This window comes from Novosphingobium huizhouense (genome assembly GCF_020179475.1).
In the GTDB taxonomy this organism is placed as follows: Bacteria; Pseudomonadota; Alphaproteobacteria; order Sphingomonadales; family Sphingomonadaceae; genus Novosphingobium; species Novosphingobium huizhouense.
This window is the reverse complement of the sequence record NZ_JAILXZ010000001.1, coordinates 1331887-1345921: the sequence shown is the minus strand read 5'-3', so window position 1 is coordinate 1345921 and position 14035 is coordinate 1331887. Positions and strand designations below refer to the sequence as shown.

The following is a 14035-nucleotide window of genomic DNA, read 5'->3' as shown; positions in this document are numbered from 1 at the left end:
TCCTTTCGTCGCGTCGGCACCCCGATGCCTAACCCCTACTGGGCGTCGGGCGGTGGGGCCACACATGGAATCTATCGGGCGTGATACCCGTCACTACAGCTTCGCCATAAGCCGTGCACCCTGTTCTTGAGCGCACAGTTCGATGATGAGTTCCCGCATGTCGACGGGCGTCGGGCTGGCGAAGCGGAGCGCCGCGCCGTCGACCGGATGAACGAAGCCGAGCTCGGCGGCATGGAGCGCCTGGCGGCGGAAGCCGAGGCGCTGGAGGATCGGGCGGATGCGGGCCGGAGGGCGTCCATAGACAGGATCGCCCAATAGCGCATGGCCGATTGATGCAAGGTGAACGCGCACCTGGTGGGTCCTCCCGGTCTCGAGCCGGCACTCGACCAGCGCCGCCCCGTCGAGCGCCTCGAGCGTGCGATAGTGCGTCACCGCGTGCTTTCCGCGTCCTTCCTCGACCAGCGCCATCTTCTTGCGGTCGTGGCTCGAGCGGCCGATTGCGCCGCGCACCGTGCCCGCAGGGGGCATCGGCACGCCCGCGGTCACCGCCTTGTAGGCGCGCGTGATCGAATGGTCGGCAAACTGCTTTGCCAGTCCTTCGTGCGCCACGTCGGTCTTGGCGACGACCAGCAGGCCCGAGGTGTCCTTGTCGATGCGGTGGACGATGCCCGGGCGCGCCACGCCGCCGATGCCGGACAACTGGCCGGCGCAGTGGTGGAGCAGCGCGTTGACCAGCGTTCCGTCGGGATTGCCCGCGGCGGGATGGACCACCAGCCCCGCCGGCTTGTCGACCACGATCAGGTGCGCGTCCTCGAACACCACGTCGAGCGCGATGTCCTGCGCCACCGCCTCGGCCGGGGCCGCCTGCGGCACGCGCACGCAAAACGGCGTCCCTTCGGCGGCCTTGAACGAGGCCTGCGTCGCCGCCTTGCCCGACAGCTCCACCCGGCCCTCGTCGATCAGCGCCTTGATCCGTTCGCGCGACAGGCCGGTCGAATCCGCCAGCGCCCGGTCGAGCCGCTGGCCGCCGGGACCAATCACGCCTTCGATGATCGCGTCGTGTCCCCCCATGTCCTGCCATATGGGGATGCTTCGCAGTCCAACAAGAGCGCGGATCAGAAGCTCGCGGTGGTGCGCAGGCTCAGGATCAGCGCCGAGCGCGCCTGGCGGTCGCCGCCCGGGTGGCGCACCCATTGCACGTCGGGCTGGAGCGAGAGCCAGGGCAGCACGCTGTCGGCATAGGTCGCCTCGATGCCCTGCTCGTTGGCCGGGACGACGCCCTCGGCGCGCGCCGCGGCGCGGAAGTTGCGGTTGGTCCAGGCCTGGTGGAAGCCGATCGAGAACAGGCTCTCGGGCCGCGCCTTCAGCGCCGGGGCCAGCAGCACGCCGGCCTGCAGCGCGCCGCGGAACGGCGCCGAATCCGGGCTCGCCACCCCTGCGCGGACGAAGGCGGTCAGCTTGCGCGCCTCGCCCAGCGGCAGGTCGTGCTCGACCATCGCATAGCCGCCGTAGGACGGCTTGCGCACCGGTTCGCCGTCGGCGCCGGCGAGGTAGAAGTTGGGCGCGCCGCGCGAATAGCCCCAGGCCCCCACCGCCAGCCGCGTCGCCCCCTTCGCCTTGCCCGCCTCGCCGATGAACAGCAGGCCGTCGCCGAAATGCAGGTCCACCCCGCCGACGTCGCCAAAGGTCTGCGCGCGGGCATCGAGCACGGCCATGCGGACGAAGCCGCCGTCCTTGCCGAGCGGCAGCGAAAGCCGCGCGGCGAGCGCCGAGGAGGGAAAGATCGACGGACCGTTGCGCCCGGTCGAGGCGAACTCCGAGCCGATCCCGAACGGCGGGCCCAGCAGCAGTCCCGAGGAATCGGTCACGTAGAACTCGCTGTTGAGGTCGTAGAGTCCCACCCGCAGGTTCGCGCCGCGCCCGAGGTCCTGTTCGATCCACGCCTCGAACAGCCGCGTCGCGGCCCTGCCCACCTCGATGTTGTTGACCCCCTCGAGTGTGCCGGCGGCATCGTTGGGCCGCAGGCCGTGGTTGTCGAGCACGTAGACGAAGCCGCGCGCGCCCGACCAGCCGGCAAGCGCGTCGAGATCGAGGTCGGCCGTCAGGTCGAGGTTGCTCAGCACGCGCGCGCGGTGGTCCGCCCCGCCGCGAACCGCCGCCACGACATCGACGGTCAGCGCCGCGGCGAGTTCGACCGCGCGGCCGGGGGCCGTCGCGGCCCCGCTTTCGCCAGCGTCCTGCCCTGCCTGGGCCGAGCGCGCCGGCTCCGCGCAGCACAACGCGACGCAGGCCGCGACCAGGGCGGCAAAGGGTTTCACGCGGCCAGACCGTAGTCCGACCGCCGCGCCGCGCCGCGCGCGATGACGAAGCGATCCAGCTCGCGGACCACCTCGTTGATCGAGGCGACCACCTCGCGGCTGGCCTTGGTCACCTCGTCGGCCACCGCGGCGTTGCTCTGGGTGATCTTCTCGATCTGCTTCGATGTCGCGTCGATCGAGGCGAGCGAGGAGTTCTGCTCGCTGGCCCCGGCCTCGACCACTTCCATCATCCGGTTGATCTCGCTCATCTGCTCGGTGATCGCGCGCAGGCTCGCGCCCGCATCGCGCACCAGCCGCACGCCCTCGCCGATCTCCTGCGACGAATTCTCGATCAGCTGCTTGATCTCGCGCGCGGCGTCGGCGCTGCGCAGGGCGAGCGCGCGGACTTCGCTGGCGACGACCGCGAAGCCCTTGCCCTGCTCGCCGGCGCGGGCGGCCTCGACCCCGGCATTGAGCGCAAGCAGGTTGGTCTGGAAGGCGATCCCGTCGATCACGCTGACGATGCTGCCGATCTGCTGCGAGGCGACCTCGATCCGGTCCATCGCCGCCTCGGCGTCCTGGATCACCTCGCCGCCGCGGCTCATCTCGCTGCCCACGTTGTCGACCGCGTGACGCGCGGTGGACACAGCTGCGGTCGATCCGGCGACGCGTTGCGCCAGGCTGGCGATCGCCGCAGCGGTCTCCTCGAGGCTCGCCGCCTGGTTGGCGTTGCGGTTGGACAGGTCGCCCGCCGCGCCGCCGATGTCACGTGCCACTGCATGAAGGTGCTCGGTCGAGTTCTTCATCTCGCCCAGGACCTGGCCCAGCGCGCCGAGCGCGTCGTTGAAGTCGGTGCGCAGCTTCTCGAAGCGGCCGGCGAGCGGCTGCTCGATGCGGTAGGCAAGGTTGCCCCCGGCAAGCTCGCTCAGGCCCGCGCCGATCGAATCGACGATCGTGTCGGCCTGCCGCCCGGTTTCCGCGCGCGCTTCGGCGAGGCCGTCGCGCAAGTCGGACACCGACCGCGCGAGGTCGCCGATCTCGTCGGTGCGCTCGCCGCTGGACACGACGATGTCGAGCCGTCCGTCGGCCAGCTCGCGCAGCCGCGCGGCGATGCCGAGGATCGGATCGATCAGGAAGCGCTGGCCCGAGCGCGCGACGAAGGCAAGCGCCAGCAGGATCGCGAGCAGGCTCGCGATGGTCATCCAGCGTGCCTGGCCGGCCACCGCGTCCGCTTGCGCCGAAGTCTCCGCGACGTGCGCCTGGACCGCATCCGAAACATTGGCCATCTCGCCCTCGAGCTCCTCGAAGAGCTGCTGGAAGCGGCGCAGTCGCGCATCGTCGGGTACCCGGCCGGCCGCGCCGTCGTCGGCGATCTGCCGCGCGATTTCGACATAGGCGCGGAACGCGGGGTCGGCCTTGGCCCGGGCGCGCGCCACTGCCGGCGCGTTCTCGACGCGTGCGGTGGTCTCCATGTGCTGCGTAAAGTCGTCGACGCGGTCGCGCAGTTCGGCCGCCGCGGCCGGCCCGTCGATGGCGCCTGTCTGGCGCGAGGCGACGATGCTGACCACCTCGCCGCGGATCGCGTCGTGGCCCATGTCGGCTTCCATGTGATTGCGCAGCAGCGCACTCGCGCCCGCAATCGCGTGCATCGCCTCTTGCTGGCGGCTCATCCCGATCACGCTCACGGTCGCCGAGGCGATCGCGGCGACGGCGAGGATCGCGCAGCCCGTCCAGACTTTGGCAATGATGGTCTTGTTACGCAGCAAGCGGCTTCTCCCCAATCGGTCCGAACAATCGAAGGGAACGGGTCGAAAGGTGTCATGCCGCAGAATAGGTAACATCGGAATTGCGCCGGTTATGTAGTTTTCCGCCGGATTTGGCCGTAATCAACCGGATCAAGTTGCGGCTTGTGCCTGCGCGGCTTTGCGCCCAATCTCGCCTTCGTGACGGTGACGTTGACAGCCTCCGCCCACGCCGCGATCCTCGATGCCGCCGCAAAGGCCCATCCGCTGGAATGCTGCGGCCTGCTCGTCGGACCCGAAGGGATCGTGCGAAACGCGCTCGCCGCGCGCAACGTCGCGGCAGACCCCGCGCAGGCTTTCGAGATCGACCCCGCGGCGCTGGTCGCGGCGCATCGCGCCGCGCGCGCCGATCGCGATGCCCAGGTTCTCGGCTACTTTCACTCGCACCCCAACGGTCTTGCCCGGCCCTCGTCGCGCGACGCGGCGAGCGCGGCCGGCGACGGACGGATCTGGGCGATCGCCGCGGCGGGCTCGGTCACGCTGTGGCGCGACCTCCCTTCAGGTTTTGCGGCCCTTTCCTACGCGGTCGCGGATGGGTAAGGCTGACCGCGTGACGAAGCGCCGCCCTCCGCTGCCGCACTTGGCGAAACCCCGGATTTCCGGCCGCGCCGGGCCTTGCGAGTTTTTGCTCAGGACTGTGTAAACCCCGTAAACCCCCCTCCCCCCTCCAGGATGCGAAACCCGCCCATGACCACCGCCTCGCCCGATTCCCACGCGCTCGATCTGGCCAGCCTGCTCTGCTCGCGGCTGTGCCACGATCTGTTGAGCCCGGTGGGCGCGCTGACCAACGGCCTGGAGCTGCTCGCCGAGGAAAAGGACCCCTCGATGCGCGAGAAGTGCTTCGAACTGCTCGAACAGAGCGCACGCATCTCGGCCGACAAGCTGCGCTTCTTTCGCCTCGCTTTCGGCGCGGCAGGCGGCTTTGGCGACATGGTCCCGCTCGCCGAGGCGCGCAGCCTCGTCGATGCGCTGGTCGGCAACAATGGCCGGATCGCGGTCAACTGGGTGCTGGGTGGCGACAGCCTGCCCAAGAGCGCGATCAAGGTGCTGCTCAATCTCGCGCTGATCGGCATCGACGCGCTGGTCCGCGGCGGGCAGCTCGACATCGGCGCCGAAGCCGGCGCGCAGGCGATCGAGATCGTGGTCCGCGCAAGCGGCGCGCGCGTCGCCTTCGACCCCGCGGTCGGGCAGGCGCTCGAAGGCACGCTGCCCGATGGCGAGCTGTCGAGCAAGACCGCGCCGGCGACGATGGTCCAGCTGATCGCGGCGCAGCTGGGCGGCGGCGTGCAGGTCCACGCCACGGCAGAGGCGCTGGTGCTCGGCGCGGTGCTTCCGGCTGCGGCCTGATCGCGGGGCGATGAGCCGCTGGCCATGAACCGCTGGCTGATCCACCGGGAAGCCGCCTCGCCCAACTGGAACGAGCGCAAGCTCCCGGTGACCATGGTGGTGCTCCACTACACCGGCATGCAGAGCGCCGACGAGGCGCTCGCGCGGATGTGCGATCCCGCCGCCGAAGTCAGCGCGCACTACATGATCGACGAGGACGGCACCGTCACCCGCCTCGTCGCCGAAGAAAAGCGCGCCTGGCACGCGGGGCGCTCCTACTGGCGCGGGGTGACCGACGTGAATTCGGCGAGCGTCGGGATCGAGCTGGTCAACCCGGGCCACGAATGGGGGTACCGTCCCTTTCCCGATGCGCAGATGGAAGCGCTCGCCCCGCTGCTGGCCGACATCGTCAGGCGCCACAACGTGCCGCGCGCCAATGTCGTCGGCCATTCGGACATTGCGCCGGCGCGCAAGAGCGACCCGGGCGAGCTGTTCGACTGGGACATGCTCGCCCGCCTGCGCCTCGCCCTGCCCAAGCCGAAACTCAAGATGCGGCTGCTTTACGACAACGACGGCGCCTTCTTCCTCGCGCTCGAGCGCTTCGGCTACGACATCAGCGATCCCGCCGCCGCGGTGCGCGCCTTCGAGCGGCGCTGGCGCCCGCACCGCATCACCGGCGAGATCGACGGGCAATTGGGCGCGCTGCTCTTCGAACTCCTGTTGGAACGCGATATGGGTCATGCTAGGTGACCCATCGCGCCGGGGGGCCGGGCAGCCGCGTCGTCAGCTCGTCTGATGCCGAGGAAAGTCCGGGCTCCACGAAACGAGGGTGGCGGGTAACGCCCGCCGGGCCGGAGGCTTCGCCGAAGGTCAAGGGAAAGTGCCACAGAGAGCAGACCGCCCCTTTTTCGAAGGGGTAAGGGTGAAAGGGTGCGGCAAGAGCGCACCGCGCGACTGGCGACAGGAGCGGCACGGCAAACCCCACCCGGAGCAAGATCGAATAGGGACCGCGCGCCTCGCCTGCGCGAGGCAGGCCAGTTTCGGGCCAGCGGTCCGGGTTGATTGCTAGAGCAGTCCGGCAACGGCCTGCCGAGAGGAATGGCTGCCAGCGGCGATACGGTGCGATGATCGCATACCGTCGGCGCTACAGAACCCGGCTTACAGGCCCCCCGACGCACCAAAGGCATTTCCTACCCCCGCGCGAGGGTCTAGGGCGTCCGTCATGTCGGGCTCCCACGCGCATCATCACCATCACGGCCATTCGCACGGGCACGGGCATTCGCACGGGCACGGGCATTCGCACGGGCACGGGCATTCGCATGGGCACGGCCACGCACATGCGCCGGCCGACTTCGGTCGCGCCTTTGCCGTCGGGGTGCTGCTCAACACCGGCTTTGTTGCCGTGGAGGCGGGCTACGGCGTCCTGTCCGGCTCGATGGCGCTGGTCGCCGATGCCGGGCACAACCTGTCCGACGTGCTCGGCCTGCTGATCGCCTGGGGCGCGAGCGTGCTCGCCAGGCGCCCGCCCTCGGCGCGCTTCACCTATGGCTTCAAGTCGAGCTCGATCCTCGCCGCGCTCGGCAATGCCTCGCTGCTGCTGGTGGCATTGGGCGCGATCCTGGTCGAGACGGTGCGCCGCCTGTTCGACCCGCAACCGGTGGCCGCCGGCCCGGTCATGGTCGTCGCCGCGATCGGCATCGCGATCAACATGGGCACGGCGCTGATGTTCATGCGCGGCCGGCACCACGACATCAACGTGCGCGGCGCCTACCTGCACATGGTCGCAGACGCCGCGGTGAGCGCCGGGGTCGTGCTCGCGGGGCTCGCGATCATGCTGACCGGCGCGACCTGGATCGATCCCGCTACCAGCCTGGTCATCGTCGCGGTGATCGCGCGCGGCACCTGGGGCCTGCTCAAGGACTCGCTCAAGATGGGGCTGCTCGGCGTTCCGGCCGGGATCGACGAGGCGAAAGTGCGCGGCTTTCTCTGCGCGCTGCCCGGCGTCACGGCGGTCCACGACCTGCACATCTGGCCGATGAGCACGACCGAAACCGCGCTCACCGCGCACCTCGTGATCCCCGCCGGGCACCCAGGCGATGCCTTCCTCCACCACCTTGCCGAGGAGCTCGAGCACGACTTCGGCATCGGCCACGCCACCGTGCAGATCGAGCTGGCGAGCGAGAGCCACGCCTGCCGCCTGCACCGCGAAGAGGTCGTCTGAGGAGCGCCGGGCGCGCCGCGCTTCCCTTCGGGACAGGTGGTCAGCTCACGCATCGTGCCCATCTGGCAAGCGGGAAGGGGCGATGCGGATCGAGGATCTGCGGTCGCACGCCGGCGTTCCCCCTCGCCGGCGCTGCGCCGCCGCCCACGGTCCGGCGCCTCTTCTCGTCCAACGAGGAGAGTCACGATGAACCGCTTCCCCCTTCGCGCCGCCACGGTGGCCGCCGCCGCGCTTGCCGCCACCGGTGGCCTCGCCGCCACGCCGGCGCTCGCCAGCCATCACGAAACCCCTGCCTCGGTCATGGTCGGCGGCGCGGCGATGCTGCCAAGCCGCACGATCGTCGAGAACGCGGTCAACTCGGCCGACCACACCACGCTGGTCGCCGCGGTCAAGGCGGCGGGCCTGGTCGATACGCTCAACGGCGCCGGGCCCTTCACCGTGTTCGCGCCGACCAACGCGGCCTTCGCCAAGCTTCCCGCCGGCACCGTCGATACCCTGCTCAAGCCCGAGAACAAGGCCACGCTGACCAAGGTGCTGACCTACAACGTCGTGCCCGGCCGCGTTTCGGCCGAGCAGTTGATCGCCAAGATCAAGGCCGACGGCGGCAGCACCCGGCTGACCACCGTTGCGGGCGGCACGCTGACCGCCGCGATCGTCGACGGCAAGGTCGTGCTGACCGACGAGAAGGGCGGCACCGCCACCGTCACCCAGGCCGACGTCTTCCAGAAGAACGGCGTGATCCACGTGACCGACGCGGTCTCGCTGCCCAACTGATCCCCGCGCCCGACGGGTCGCACAAGCAGAAGGGCCGGCCTTCCCCATAGGAAAGCCGGCCCTTCGAACTTGCGGTGAACGGCGTCAGCCGGTCAGGCCGCCGCTTCCTTGCCCTTGAGCACGCGGACGGGTTCCTTGCGGCCTTCGACGACGTCCTTGTCGACCACGACCTCGGCAATGTCGCTTTCGGTCGGCACGTCGAACATCGTGTCGAGCAGCAGGCCCTCGACGATCGAGCGAAGCCCGCGGGCGCCGGTCTTGCGTTCGATGGCCTTCTTGGCGATCGCCTCGAGCGCCTCGTCGGTGAAGGTGAGCGCGACGTCCTCGAGCTCGAACAGCTTGGAGTACTGCTTGACCAGCGCGTTCTTCGGTTCGCGCAGGATCTTGACCAGCGCCTCGATGTCGAGGTCGTTGAGCGTCGCGATCACCGGCAGGCGGCCGACGAATTCGGGGATCAGGCCGAATTTGAGCAGGTCCTCGGGCTCGGCCTTCTGGAGCAGTTCGCCGACCTTGCGCTTGTCGGGATCGGCGACGTGCGCGCCGAAGCCGATCGAGCGCTTCTGCAGGCGGTCGGCGATGATCTTCTCGAGGCCGGCGAAGGCGCCGCCGCAGATGAACAGGATGTTGGTCGTGTCCACCTGCAGGAATTCCTGCTGCGGATGCTTGCGCCCGCCCTGCGGCGGCACCGACGCGGTGGTGCCTTCCATCAGCTTGAGCAGAGCCTGCTGCACGCCCTCGCCCGAAACGTCGCGGGTGATCGAGGGGTTTTCGGCCTTGCGGCTGATCTTGTCGATCTCGTCGATGTAGACGATGCCGTGCTGCGCCTTCTCGACGTTGTAGTCGGAAGCCTGGAGCAGCTTGAGGATGATGTTCTCGACGTCTTCGCCGACGTAGCCTGCTTCGGTAAGCGTCGTCGCATCGGCCATCGTGAAGGGCACGTCGAAGGTCTTGGCGAGCGTCTGCGCGAGCAGGGTCTTGCCCGAGCCGGTCGGGCCGACCAGCAGGATGTTGCTCTTCGACAGTTCGACGTCGCCGCCCTTGCCGCTGTGCTTGAGGCGCTTGTAGTGATTGTGCACCGCCACCGAGAGCACGCGCTTGGCGCGGTCCTGGCCGATCACGTAATCGTTCAGCGTCTCGAAGATGTCGCGCGGAGTGGGGACGCCGCCGTCCTTCTTGCCGGCGATGCCGGCCTTGGTTTCCTCGCGGATGATGTCGTTGCACAGCTCGACGCATTCATCGCAGATGAACACGGTCGGGCCGGCAATCAGCTTGCGCACCTCGTGCTGCGACTTGCCGCAGAAGCTGCAGTAGAGCGTGCTCTTGGTATCCGATCCGGAAAGCTTGGTCATTCTTCAATCCCAGGCGCCTCTCCACGAGAGGCGGGCCCGATCATCCTACTACCCCAAGGGCATTAATCAACCGGACACGATGACAGGAAAACCGCCTTATCCCACGGCACCTTGCTTTCAGCTTAAGGTGCCGCGGAACAAGCATTTATCAGGCGCTCGGAGCGCCGCCCGAGCCCTCCTCGACACCGGTCTGGTCCGTCGCGGGACGCGACTCGAAGACCTTGTCGACAAGGCCGAAAGCACGGGCTTCTTCGGCCTCGAGGAAAGTGTCGCGATCCATCGCCTTCTCGATCTCGTCGAGCGAACGGCCGGTGTACTTGACGTAGAGGTCGTTCATCCGCTTGCGGATGCGCAGGATCTCGCGCGCCTGGATCTCGATGTCCGAGGCCATGCCGCGGGCGCCGCCCGAGGGCTGGTGCACCATGATGCGCGCGTTGGGCAGCGCGATGCGCATGCCCGGCTCGCCGGCGGCGAGCAGGAACGAGCCCATCGAGGCGGCCTGGCCGATGCACACCGTCGACACGCGCGGGCGGATGTACTGCATGGTGTCATGGATCGCCATGCCCGCCGTGACCACGCCGCCCGGCGAGTTGATGTACATCGAGATGTCCTTCGACGGGTTCTCCGATTCGAGGAACAGCAGCTGCGCGACGATCACCGAGGCCATGTGGTCCTCGACCTCGCCGGTGACGAAGATGATGCGCTCGCGCAGCAGGCGCGAGTAGATGTCGAAGCTGCGCTCACCGCGGCTCGACTGTTCGACCACGACCGGGATCAGCGCGCCGGTGACGGGGTCGGTGGTGAACTTTCCTTGTGCGCCGTGGACGGATGCGCCGCTGGCGCCGAACAGGTCGAGCATGATGTTCCTCATGTGATTGGCGAGGGCCTATGTCGCGTGCCCCGGCGCGATGTTCAAGGGCGTTAACCCAAGATGGGCGCAAACCCTGATGCGGCCCGGTCCGGCCCGAGCGGGCAACACCCTTTTTGGACCGCACGGCTTGCCCTCCCCGGCCCGGCGCAGCACCAAGGCGCAGACACCGAGCCACGCTGCCGAAGGAACGCCCGCCATGCGCCGATCCGCCCCTTGCGCCATCCTCCTGTCCCTGGCTGCCGCAGCCGCGCCGGCCTGCGCCGCCCCGCCCGTCACTCAGCCTGCCGGCCCGTCCGCCGTCCCGTCGGTTGCCGACTATCGCGCGCGGATCGCGGCGATCGACGATGCCGGCCCGATGATAAATGCGGTGATCGCGCTCAACCCCGATGCCGAGGCGCAAGAGGCGGTGGCCCGCAAGGTCCAGGGCCCGCTCGCCGGACGCGCGGTGCTGGTCAAGGACAACATTGAGACGCGCGATGCGATGGCGACGACGGCGGGAAGCCTCGCGCTCGAGGACAACGTGACCGGACGCGATGCGCCGCTGGTCGCGCGGCTGCGCGCGAGCGGGGTGGTGATCCTGGGCAAGACCAACCTGTCGGAATGGGCCAACATCCGGTCGGACCACTCGGTCTCGGGATGGAGCGCGGTCGGCGGGCAGACGCGCAATCCGCACGCGCTCGACCGCAGCCCGTGCGGATCGTCCTCGGGCAGCGGCGCGGCGGTGGCGGCGGGCCTTGCCTGGGCCGCGATCGGCACCGAGACCGACGGATCGGTGACCTGCCCCGCGAGCATTGCCGGGATCGTCGGGTTCAAGCCGACCGTGGGCCTCGTCAGCCGCACCCACGTCGTGCCGATCAGTCACAGCCAGGACACGCCCGGGCCGATGACGACGAGCGTGCGCGATGCGGCGATGCTCCTGACCGCCATGGCCGGGAGCGATCCTGCCGACAGCGCCACCGCCGCCGCCGACGCGCACAAGGCGGACTTCGCCGGCGGGCTCGACGCCGCCTCGCTCAAGGGCCGGCGGATCGGCGTGTTGCGCCGCCAGGCCGGCAGCAACGCCCGCGTGCTGGCGCTGTTCGACGGGGCGCTGGCCGACCTCGCCCGCGCCGGCGCCGAGCTGGTCGAGATCGACTTCAAGCCCGACGAGGCGATGTATCGCGACGAGTTCACCGTGCTGCTCACCGAGCTGCGCAGCGACCTTGGCGCCTACCTCGCCGGGCTTCCGGGCAAGCCGCCGGTGCGCAGCCTTGCCGACCTGATCGCGTTCAACGCGGCGCATCGCGACAGCGAGCTGCGCTGGTTCGGCCAGGATACGTTCGAGCTGGCCGAGAAGAGCACCGACCGCGCCGCCTACGAAAAGGCGCGCGCCAATTCGCTGCGGCTGGCCGGCGTCGAGGGGATCGACAAGCTGTTGCGCGACAACCGGGTCGAGCTGCTCGTCGCGCCGACCGAGGGGCCGGCCTGGCCGATCGACATGGTCACCGAATCGCACGGCCTGTCCGGGATCGGCGCCGGCTCCCTGGCGGCGATCGCCGGATATCCGCACCTCACCGTGCCGATGGGCGCGGTCGAAGGCCTGCCGGTGGGGCTGAGCCTGATCGGCGCGGCGTGGGACGACAAGCGGGTGCTCGAAGCGGGCGCGGCCTACGAACGCACCCGCACCGCGCCGCTCGCCGCGCCATCGTTCAGGCGCTGGGGCGAATGACCACGCGAAAAGGCCCGCCCTGCGGGGTGCGGGGCGGGCCTTTCGGTTGATCGCTGGGCGCGAGGAAGATCAGGCTTCCTCGGCCTTCTTCCTGGGCGCGGCCTTCTTCTTGGGAGCGGGCGCTTCCTCCGCGGCCGCTTCGGCCGGGGCTTCCTCGGCAGCCGCCTTCTTCTTCGGCGCGGCCTTCTTGGCGGGCTTGGCTTCCTCGGCGGCCGGGGCTTCGTCGCTCACCGGAGCCTCTTCGGCGGCAGCCTTCTTCTTGGGCGCGGCCTTCTTCTTGGGCGCCGCTTCGGCAGCCGGAGCGGCGCCGTTCTCGTCAGCCTCGATCGCGGCCTGGAGCTCGTCGCGGGTCACCTGGCGCTCGGTGACTTCGGCCTTGTCGAACAGGAAGTCGACGACCTTTTCCTCGTAGAGCGGCGCGCGCAGCTGGGCGGCGACCATCGGCTCGGAGCGGACGTACTCGACGAAGCGCTGGCGGTCCTGCTCGCGGTACTGCTGCGCCGCCTGGCGGATCAGCATTTCCATTTCCTGCTGCGAGACCTGCACGCCGTTGGCCTGGCCGATTTCCGACAGGAGCAGGCCGAGGCGCACGCGGCGCTCGGCGATCTTGCGGTAGTCGTCCTTCTCGGCCTCGATTTCCTTGAGGGCTTCCTCAGGGTTTTCCTCGTTGCCGGCTTCCTGCTCGAGCTGCTGCCAGATCTGCGCGAACTCGGCCTCGACCATCGAGGGCGGCACGGCAAAGTCGTGGCCGGCGGCGAGCTGGTCGAGCAGCGCGCGCTTCATCGCGGTGCGGGTGAGCCCGGCGGTCTCCTGCTCGAGCTGGCCCTTGAGCAGGCCACGCAGCTGCTCGAGGCTTTCAAGGCCGAGCATCTTGGCGAAATCGTCGTTGGCTTCGAATTCGCCCGGGTTCTTCACCGCCTTGACCTTGATGTCGAAGGTGGCTTCCTTGCCCTTGAGGTTTTCGGCCGGGTAGTCCTCGGGGAAGGTCACGGTGATGACCTTCTCGTCGCCGACCTTGGCGCCGACGAGCTGCTCTTCAAAGCCGGGGATGAAGCGGCCCGAACCGATCTCGAGCGGCTGGTCCTCGGCGGTGCCGCCGTCGAACGCCACGCCATCGACCTTGCCGAGGAAGTCGATGATCAGCTGGTCGCCGTCCTTGGCCTCGGCGCCTTCGGGGGCGTCGGTGAACGACTTCTGGCCCGAGGCGATGCGCTCGATCTGTTCGTCGACTTGGCTGTCCTCGACCGGCACGACCAGCTTTTCGAGCTTGATGCCCTCGAGCGAGGGGACGGTGATCTCGGGCAGCACTTCGAGGCTGACGGTCAGCTGCGCGTCCTTGCCTTCTTCGTAGCCTTCGACCAGCGCGACATCCGGGTTCATCGCCGGGCGCAGCTGGTGGTCGGCGACGAGCTTGTCCATCGCTTCGCGGATCGAGGTCTGCAGCGCTTCCTGGTGCAGCGCCGGGCCGTGCATCTTGCGCACGAGGTTGGCGGGCACCTTGCCGGGGCGGAAGCCGGGCATGCGGACCTGGGGGGCGATCTTGCCGACTTCGCCCTCGACGCGCGACGCGATGTCGGCCGCGGCGATGGTCACGGTGTAGGCGCGCTTCAGGCCCTCGTTGCTGGTTTCGACGATCTGCATCTGTGATCCAACTTTCTCGTAAGACGTCACGTCATTTGGGGGCGGA

General features: G+C 69.2%; 12 protein-coding genes and 1 other RNA gene. 7 read left to right on the top strand and 6 right to left on the bottom strand.

Annotation, left to right across the window (positions count from 1 at the left end; all coding sequences use genetic code 11):
• Positions 1-93: 93 nt before the first annotated feature.
• Genes K3A85_RS06685 through K3A85_RS06675 form a run of 3 tightly spaced genes read right to left on the bottom strand, consistent with a single transcriptional unit; the run spans position 94 to position 4063 of the window.
• A complete protein-coding gene (locus tag K3A85_RS06685; RefSeq protein ID WP_225205695.1) occupies positions 94-1071 on the bottom strand; it encodes an RluA family pseudouridine synthase in 978 nt (325 codons plus the stop codon).
• A 44-nt stretch (positions 1072-1115) separates the two neighbouring features.
• Entirely contained in the window at positions 1116-2318 is a 1203-nt protein-coding gene (locus K3A85_RS06680; RefSeq protein ID WP_225205694.1) for a carbohydrate porin, read from the bottom strand.
• Complete coding sequence (locus K3A85_RS06675) at positions 2315-4063, bottom strand: methyl-accepting chemotaxis protein (RefSeq protein ID WP_225205693.1); 1749 nt, start codon at positions 4061-4063, stop codon at positions 2315-2317. The genes K3A85_RS06680 and K3A85_RS06675 overlap by 4 nt, the downstream gene beginning before the upstream one ends.
• 183 nt (positions 4064-4246) lie before the next feature.
• On the opposite strand from K3A85_RS06675, the gene K3A85_RS06670 reads away from it, so the two are divergent.
• The 6 genes from K3A85_RS06670 (at position 4247) to K3A85_RS06645 (ending at position 8420) form a co-directional block, all read left to right on the top strand.
• The gene (locus tag K3A85_RS06670) at positions 4247-4639 is read left to right on the top strand and encodes a Mov34/MPN/PAD-1 family protein (protein WP_225205692.1); all 393 of its coding nucleotides are present in this window, start codon (positions 4247-4249) and stop codon (positions 4637-4639) included.
• Between the two features lie 147 nt (positions 4640-4786).
• On the top strand, positions 4787-5446 hold the full coding sequence (locus K3A85_RS06665; protein WP_225205691.1) for a histidine phosphotransferase family protein: 660 nt from the start codon (positions 4787-4789) through the stop codon (positions 5444-5446).
• Between the two features lie 24 nt (positions 5447-5470).
• The gene (locus K3A85_RS06660; protein ID WP_225205690.1) at positions 5471-6175 is read left to right on the top strand and encodes an N-acetylmuramoyl-L-alanine amidase; all 705 of its coding nucleotides are present in this window, start codon (positions 5471-5473) and stop codon (positions 6173-6175) included.
• Positions 6176-6184: 9 nt separating this feature from the next.
• Positions 6185-6602: RNase P RNA component class A (rnpB, locus tag K3A85_RS06655), an RNA gene on the top strand.
• A 45-nt stretch (positions 6603-6647) separates the two neighbouring features.
• Positions 6648-7646 (top strand): cation diffusion facilitator family transporter, encoded by a 999-nt coding sequence (locus K3A85_RS06650; protein ID WP_225205689.1) that lies wholly within the window; start codon positions 6648-6650, stop codon positions 7644-7646.
• 186 nt (positions 7647-7832) lie between these two features.
• Complete coding sequence (locus K3A85_RS06645; protein WP_225205688.1) at positions 7833-8420, top strand: fasciclin domain-containing protein; 588 nt, start codon at positions 7833-7835, stop codon at positions 8418-8420.
• A 92-nt stretch (positions 8421-8512) separates the two neighbouring features.
• Here the strand turns inward: K3A85_RS06645 and clpX are convergent, their stop codons facing one another.
• Positions 8513-9769 (bottom strand): ATP-dependent Clp protease ATP-binding subunit ClpX, encoded by a 1257-nt coding sequence (gene clpX, locus K3A85_RS06640; protein ID WP_225205687.1) that lies wholly within the window; start codon positions 9767-9769, stop codon positions 8513-8515.
• Positions 9770-9917: 148 nt separating this feature from the next.
• On the bottom strand, positions 9918-10628 hold the full coding sequence (clpP, locus tag K3A85_RS06635) for an ATP-dependent Clp endopeptidase proteolytic subunit ClpP (protein WP_225206025.1): 711 nt from the start codon (positions 10626-10628) through the stop codon (positions 9918-9920).
• A 208-nt stretch (positions 10629-10836) separates the two neighbouring features.
• Between clpP and K3A85_RS06630 the strand changes: the two genes are divergently transcribed.
• Positions 10837-12348, top strand: coding sequence for an amidase (locus tag K3A85_RS06630; RefSeq protein WP_225205686.1), 1512 nt, complete (start codon positions 10837-10839; stop codon positions 12346-12348).
• Positions 12349-12417: 69 nt separating this feature from the next.
• On the opposite strand, the gene tig is transcribed toward K3A85_RS06630, so the two are convergent.
• Complete coding sequence (gene tig, locus K3A85_RS06625) at positions 12418-13989, bottom strand: trigger factor (RefSeq protein ID WP_225205685.1); 1572 nt, start codon at positions 13987-13989, stop codon at positions 12418-12420.
• Positions 13990-14035 lie beyond the last annotated feature (46 nt).

What these genes read in the sequence shown, in the direction of transcription:
- K3A85_RS06685 (WP_225205695.1), bottom strand. Translation starts at nt 1,071, where the DNA reads ATGGGGGGACACGACGCGATCATCGAAGGCGTGATTGGTCCCGGCGGC.
- K3A85_RS06665 (WP_225205691.1), top strand. Translation starts at nt 4,787, where the DNA reads ATGACCACCGCCTCGCCCGATTCCCACGCGCTCGATCTGGCCAGCCTG.
- K3A85_RS06660 (WP_225205690.1), top strand. Translation starts at nt 5,471, where the DNA reads ATGAACCGCTGGCTGATCCACCGGGAAGCCGCCTCGCCCAACTGGAAC.
- K3A85_RS06650 (WP_225205689.1), top strand. Translation starts at nt 6,648, where the DNA reads ATGTCGGGCTCCCACGCGCATCATCACCATCACGGCCATTCGCACGGG.
- K3A85_RS06645 (WP_225205688.1), top strand. Translation starts at nt 7,833, where the DNA reads ATGAACCGCTTCCCCCTTCGCGCCGCCACGGTGGCCGCCGCCGCGCTT.
- clpX (WP_225205687.1), bottom strand. Translation starts at nt 9,769, where the DNA reads ATGACCAAGCTTTCCGGATCGGATACCAAGAGCACGCTCTACTGCAGC.
- clpP (WP_225206025.1), bottom strand. Translation starts at nt 10,628, where the DNA reads ATGCTCGACCTGTTCGGCGCCAGCGGCGCATCCGTCCACGGCGCACAA.
- K3A85_RS06630 (WP_225205686.1), top strand. Translation starts at nt 10,837, where the DNA reads ATGCGCCGATCCGCCCCTTGCGCCATCCTCCTGTCCCTGGCTGCCGCA.
- tig (WP_225205685.1), bottom strand. Translation starts at nt 13,989, where the DNA reads ATGCAGATCGTCGAAACCAGCAACGAGGGCCTGAAGCGCGCCTACACC.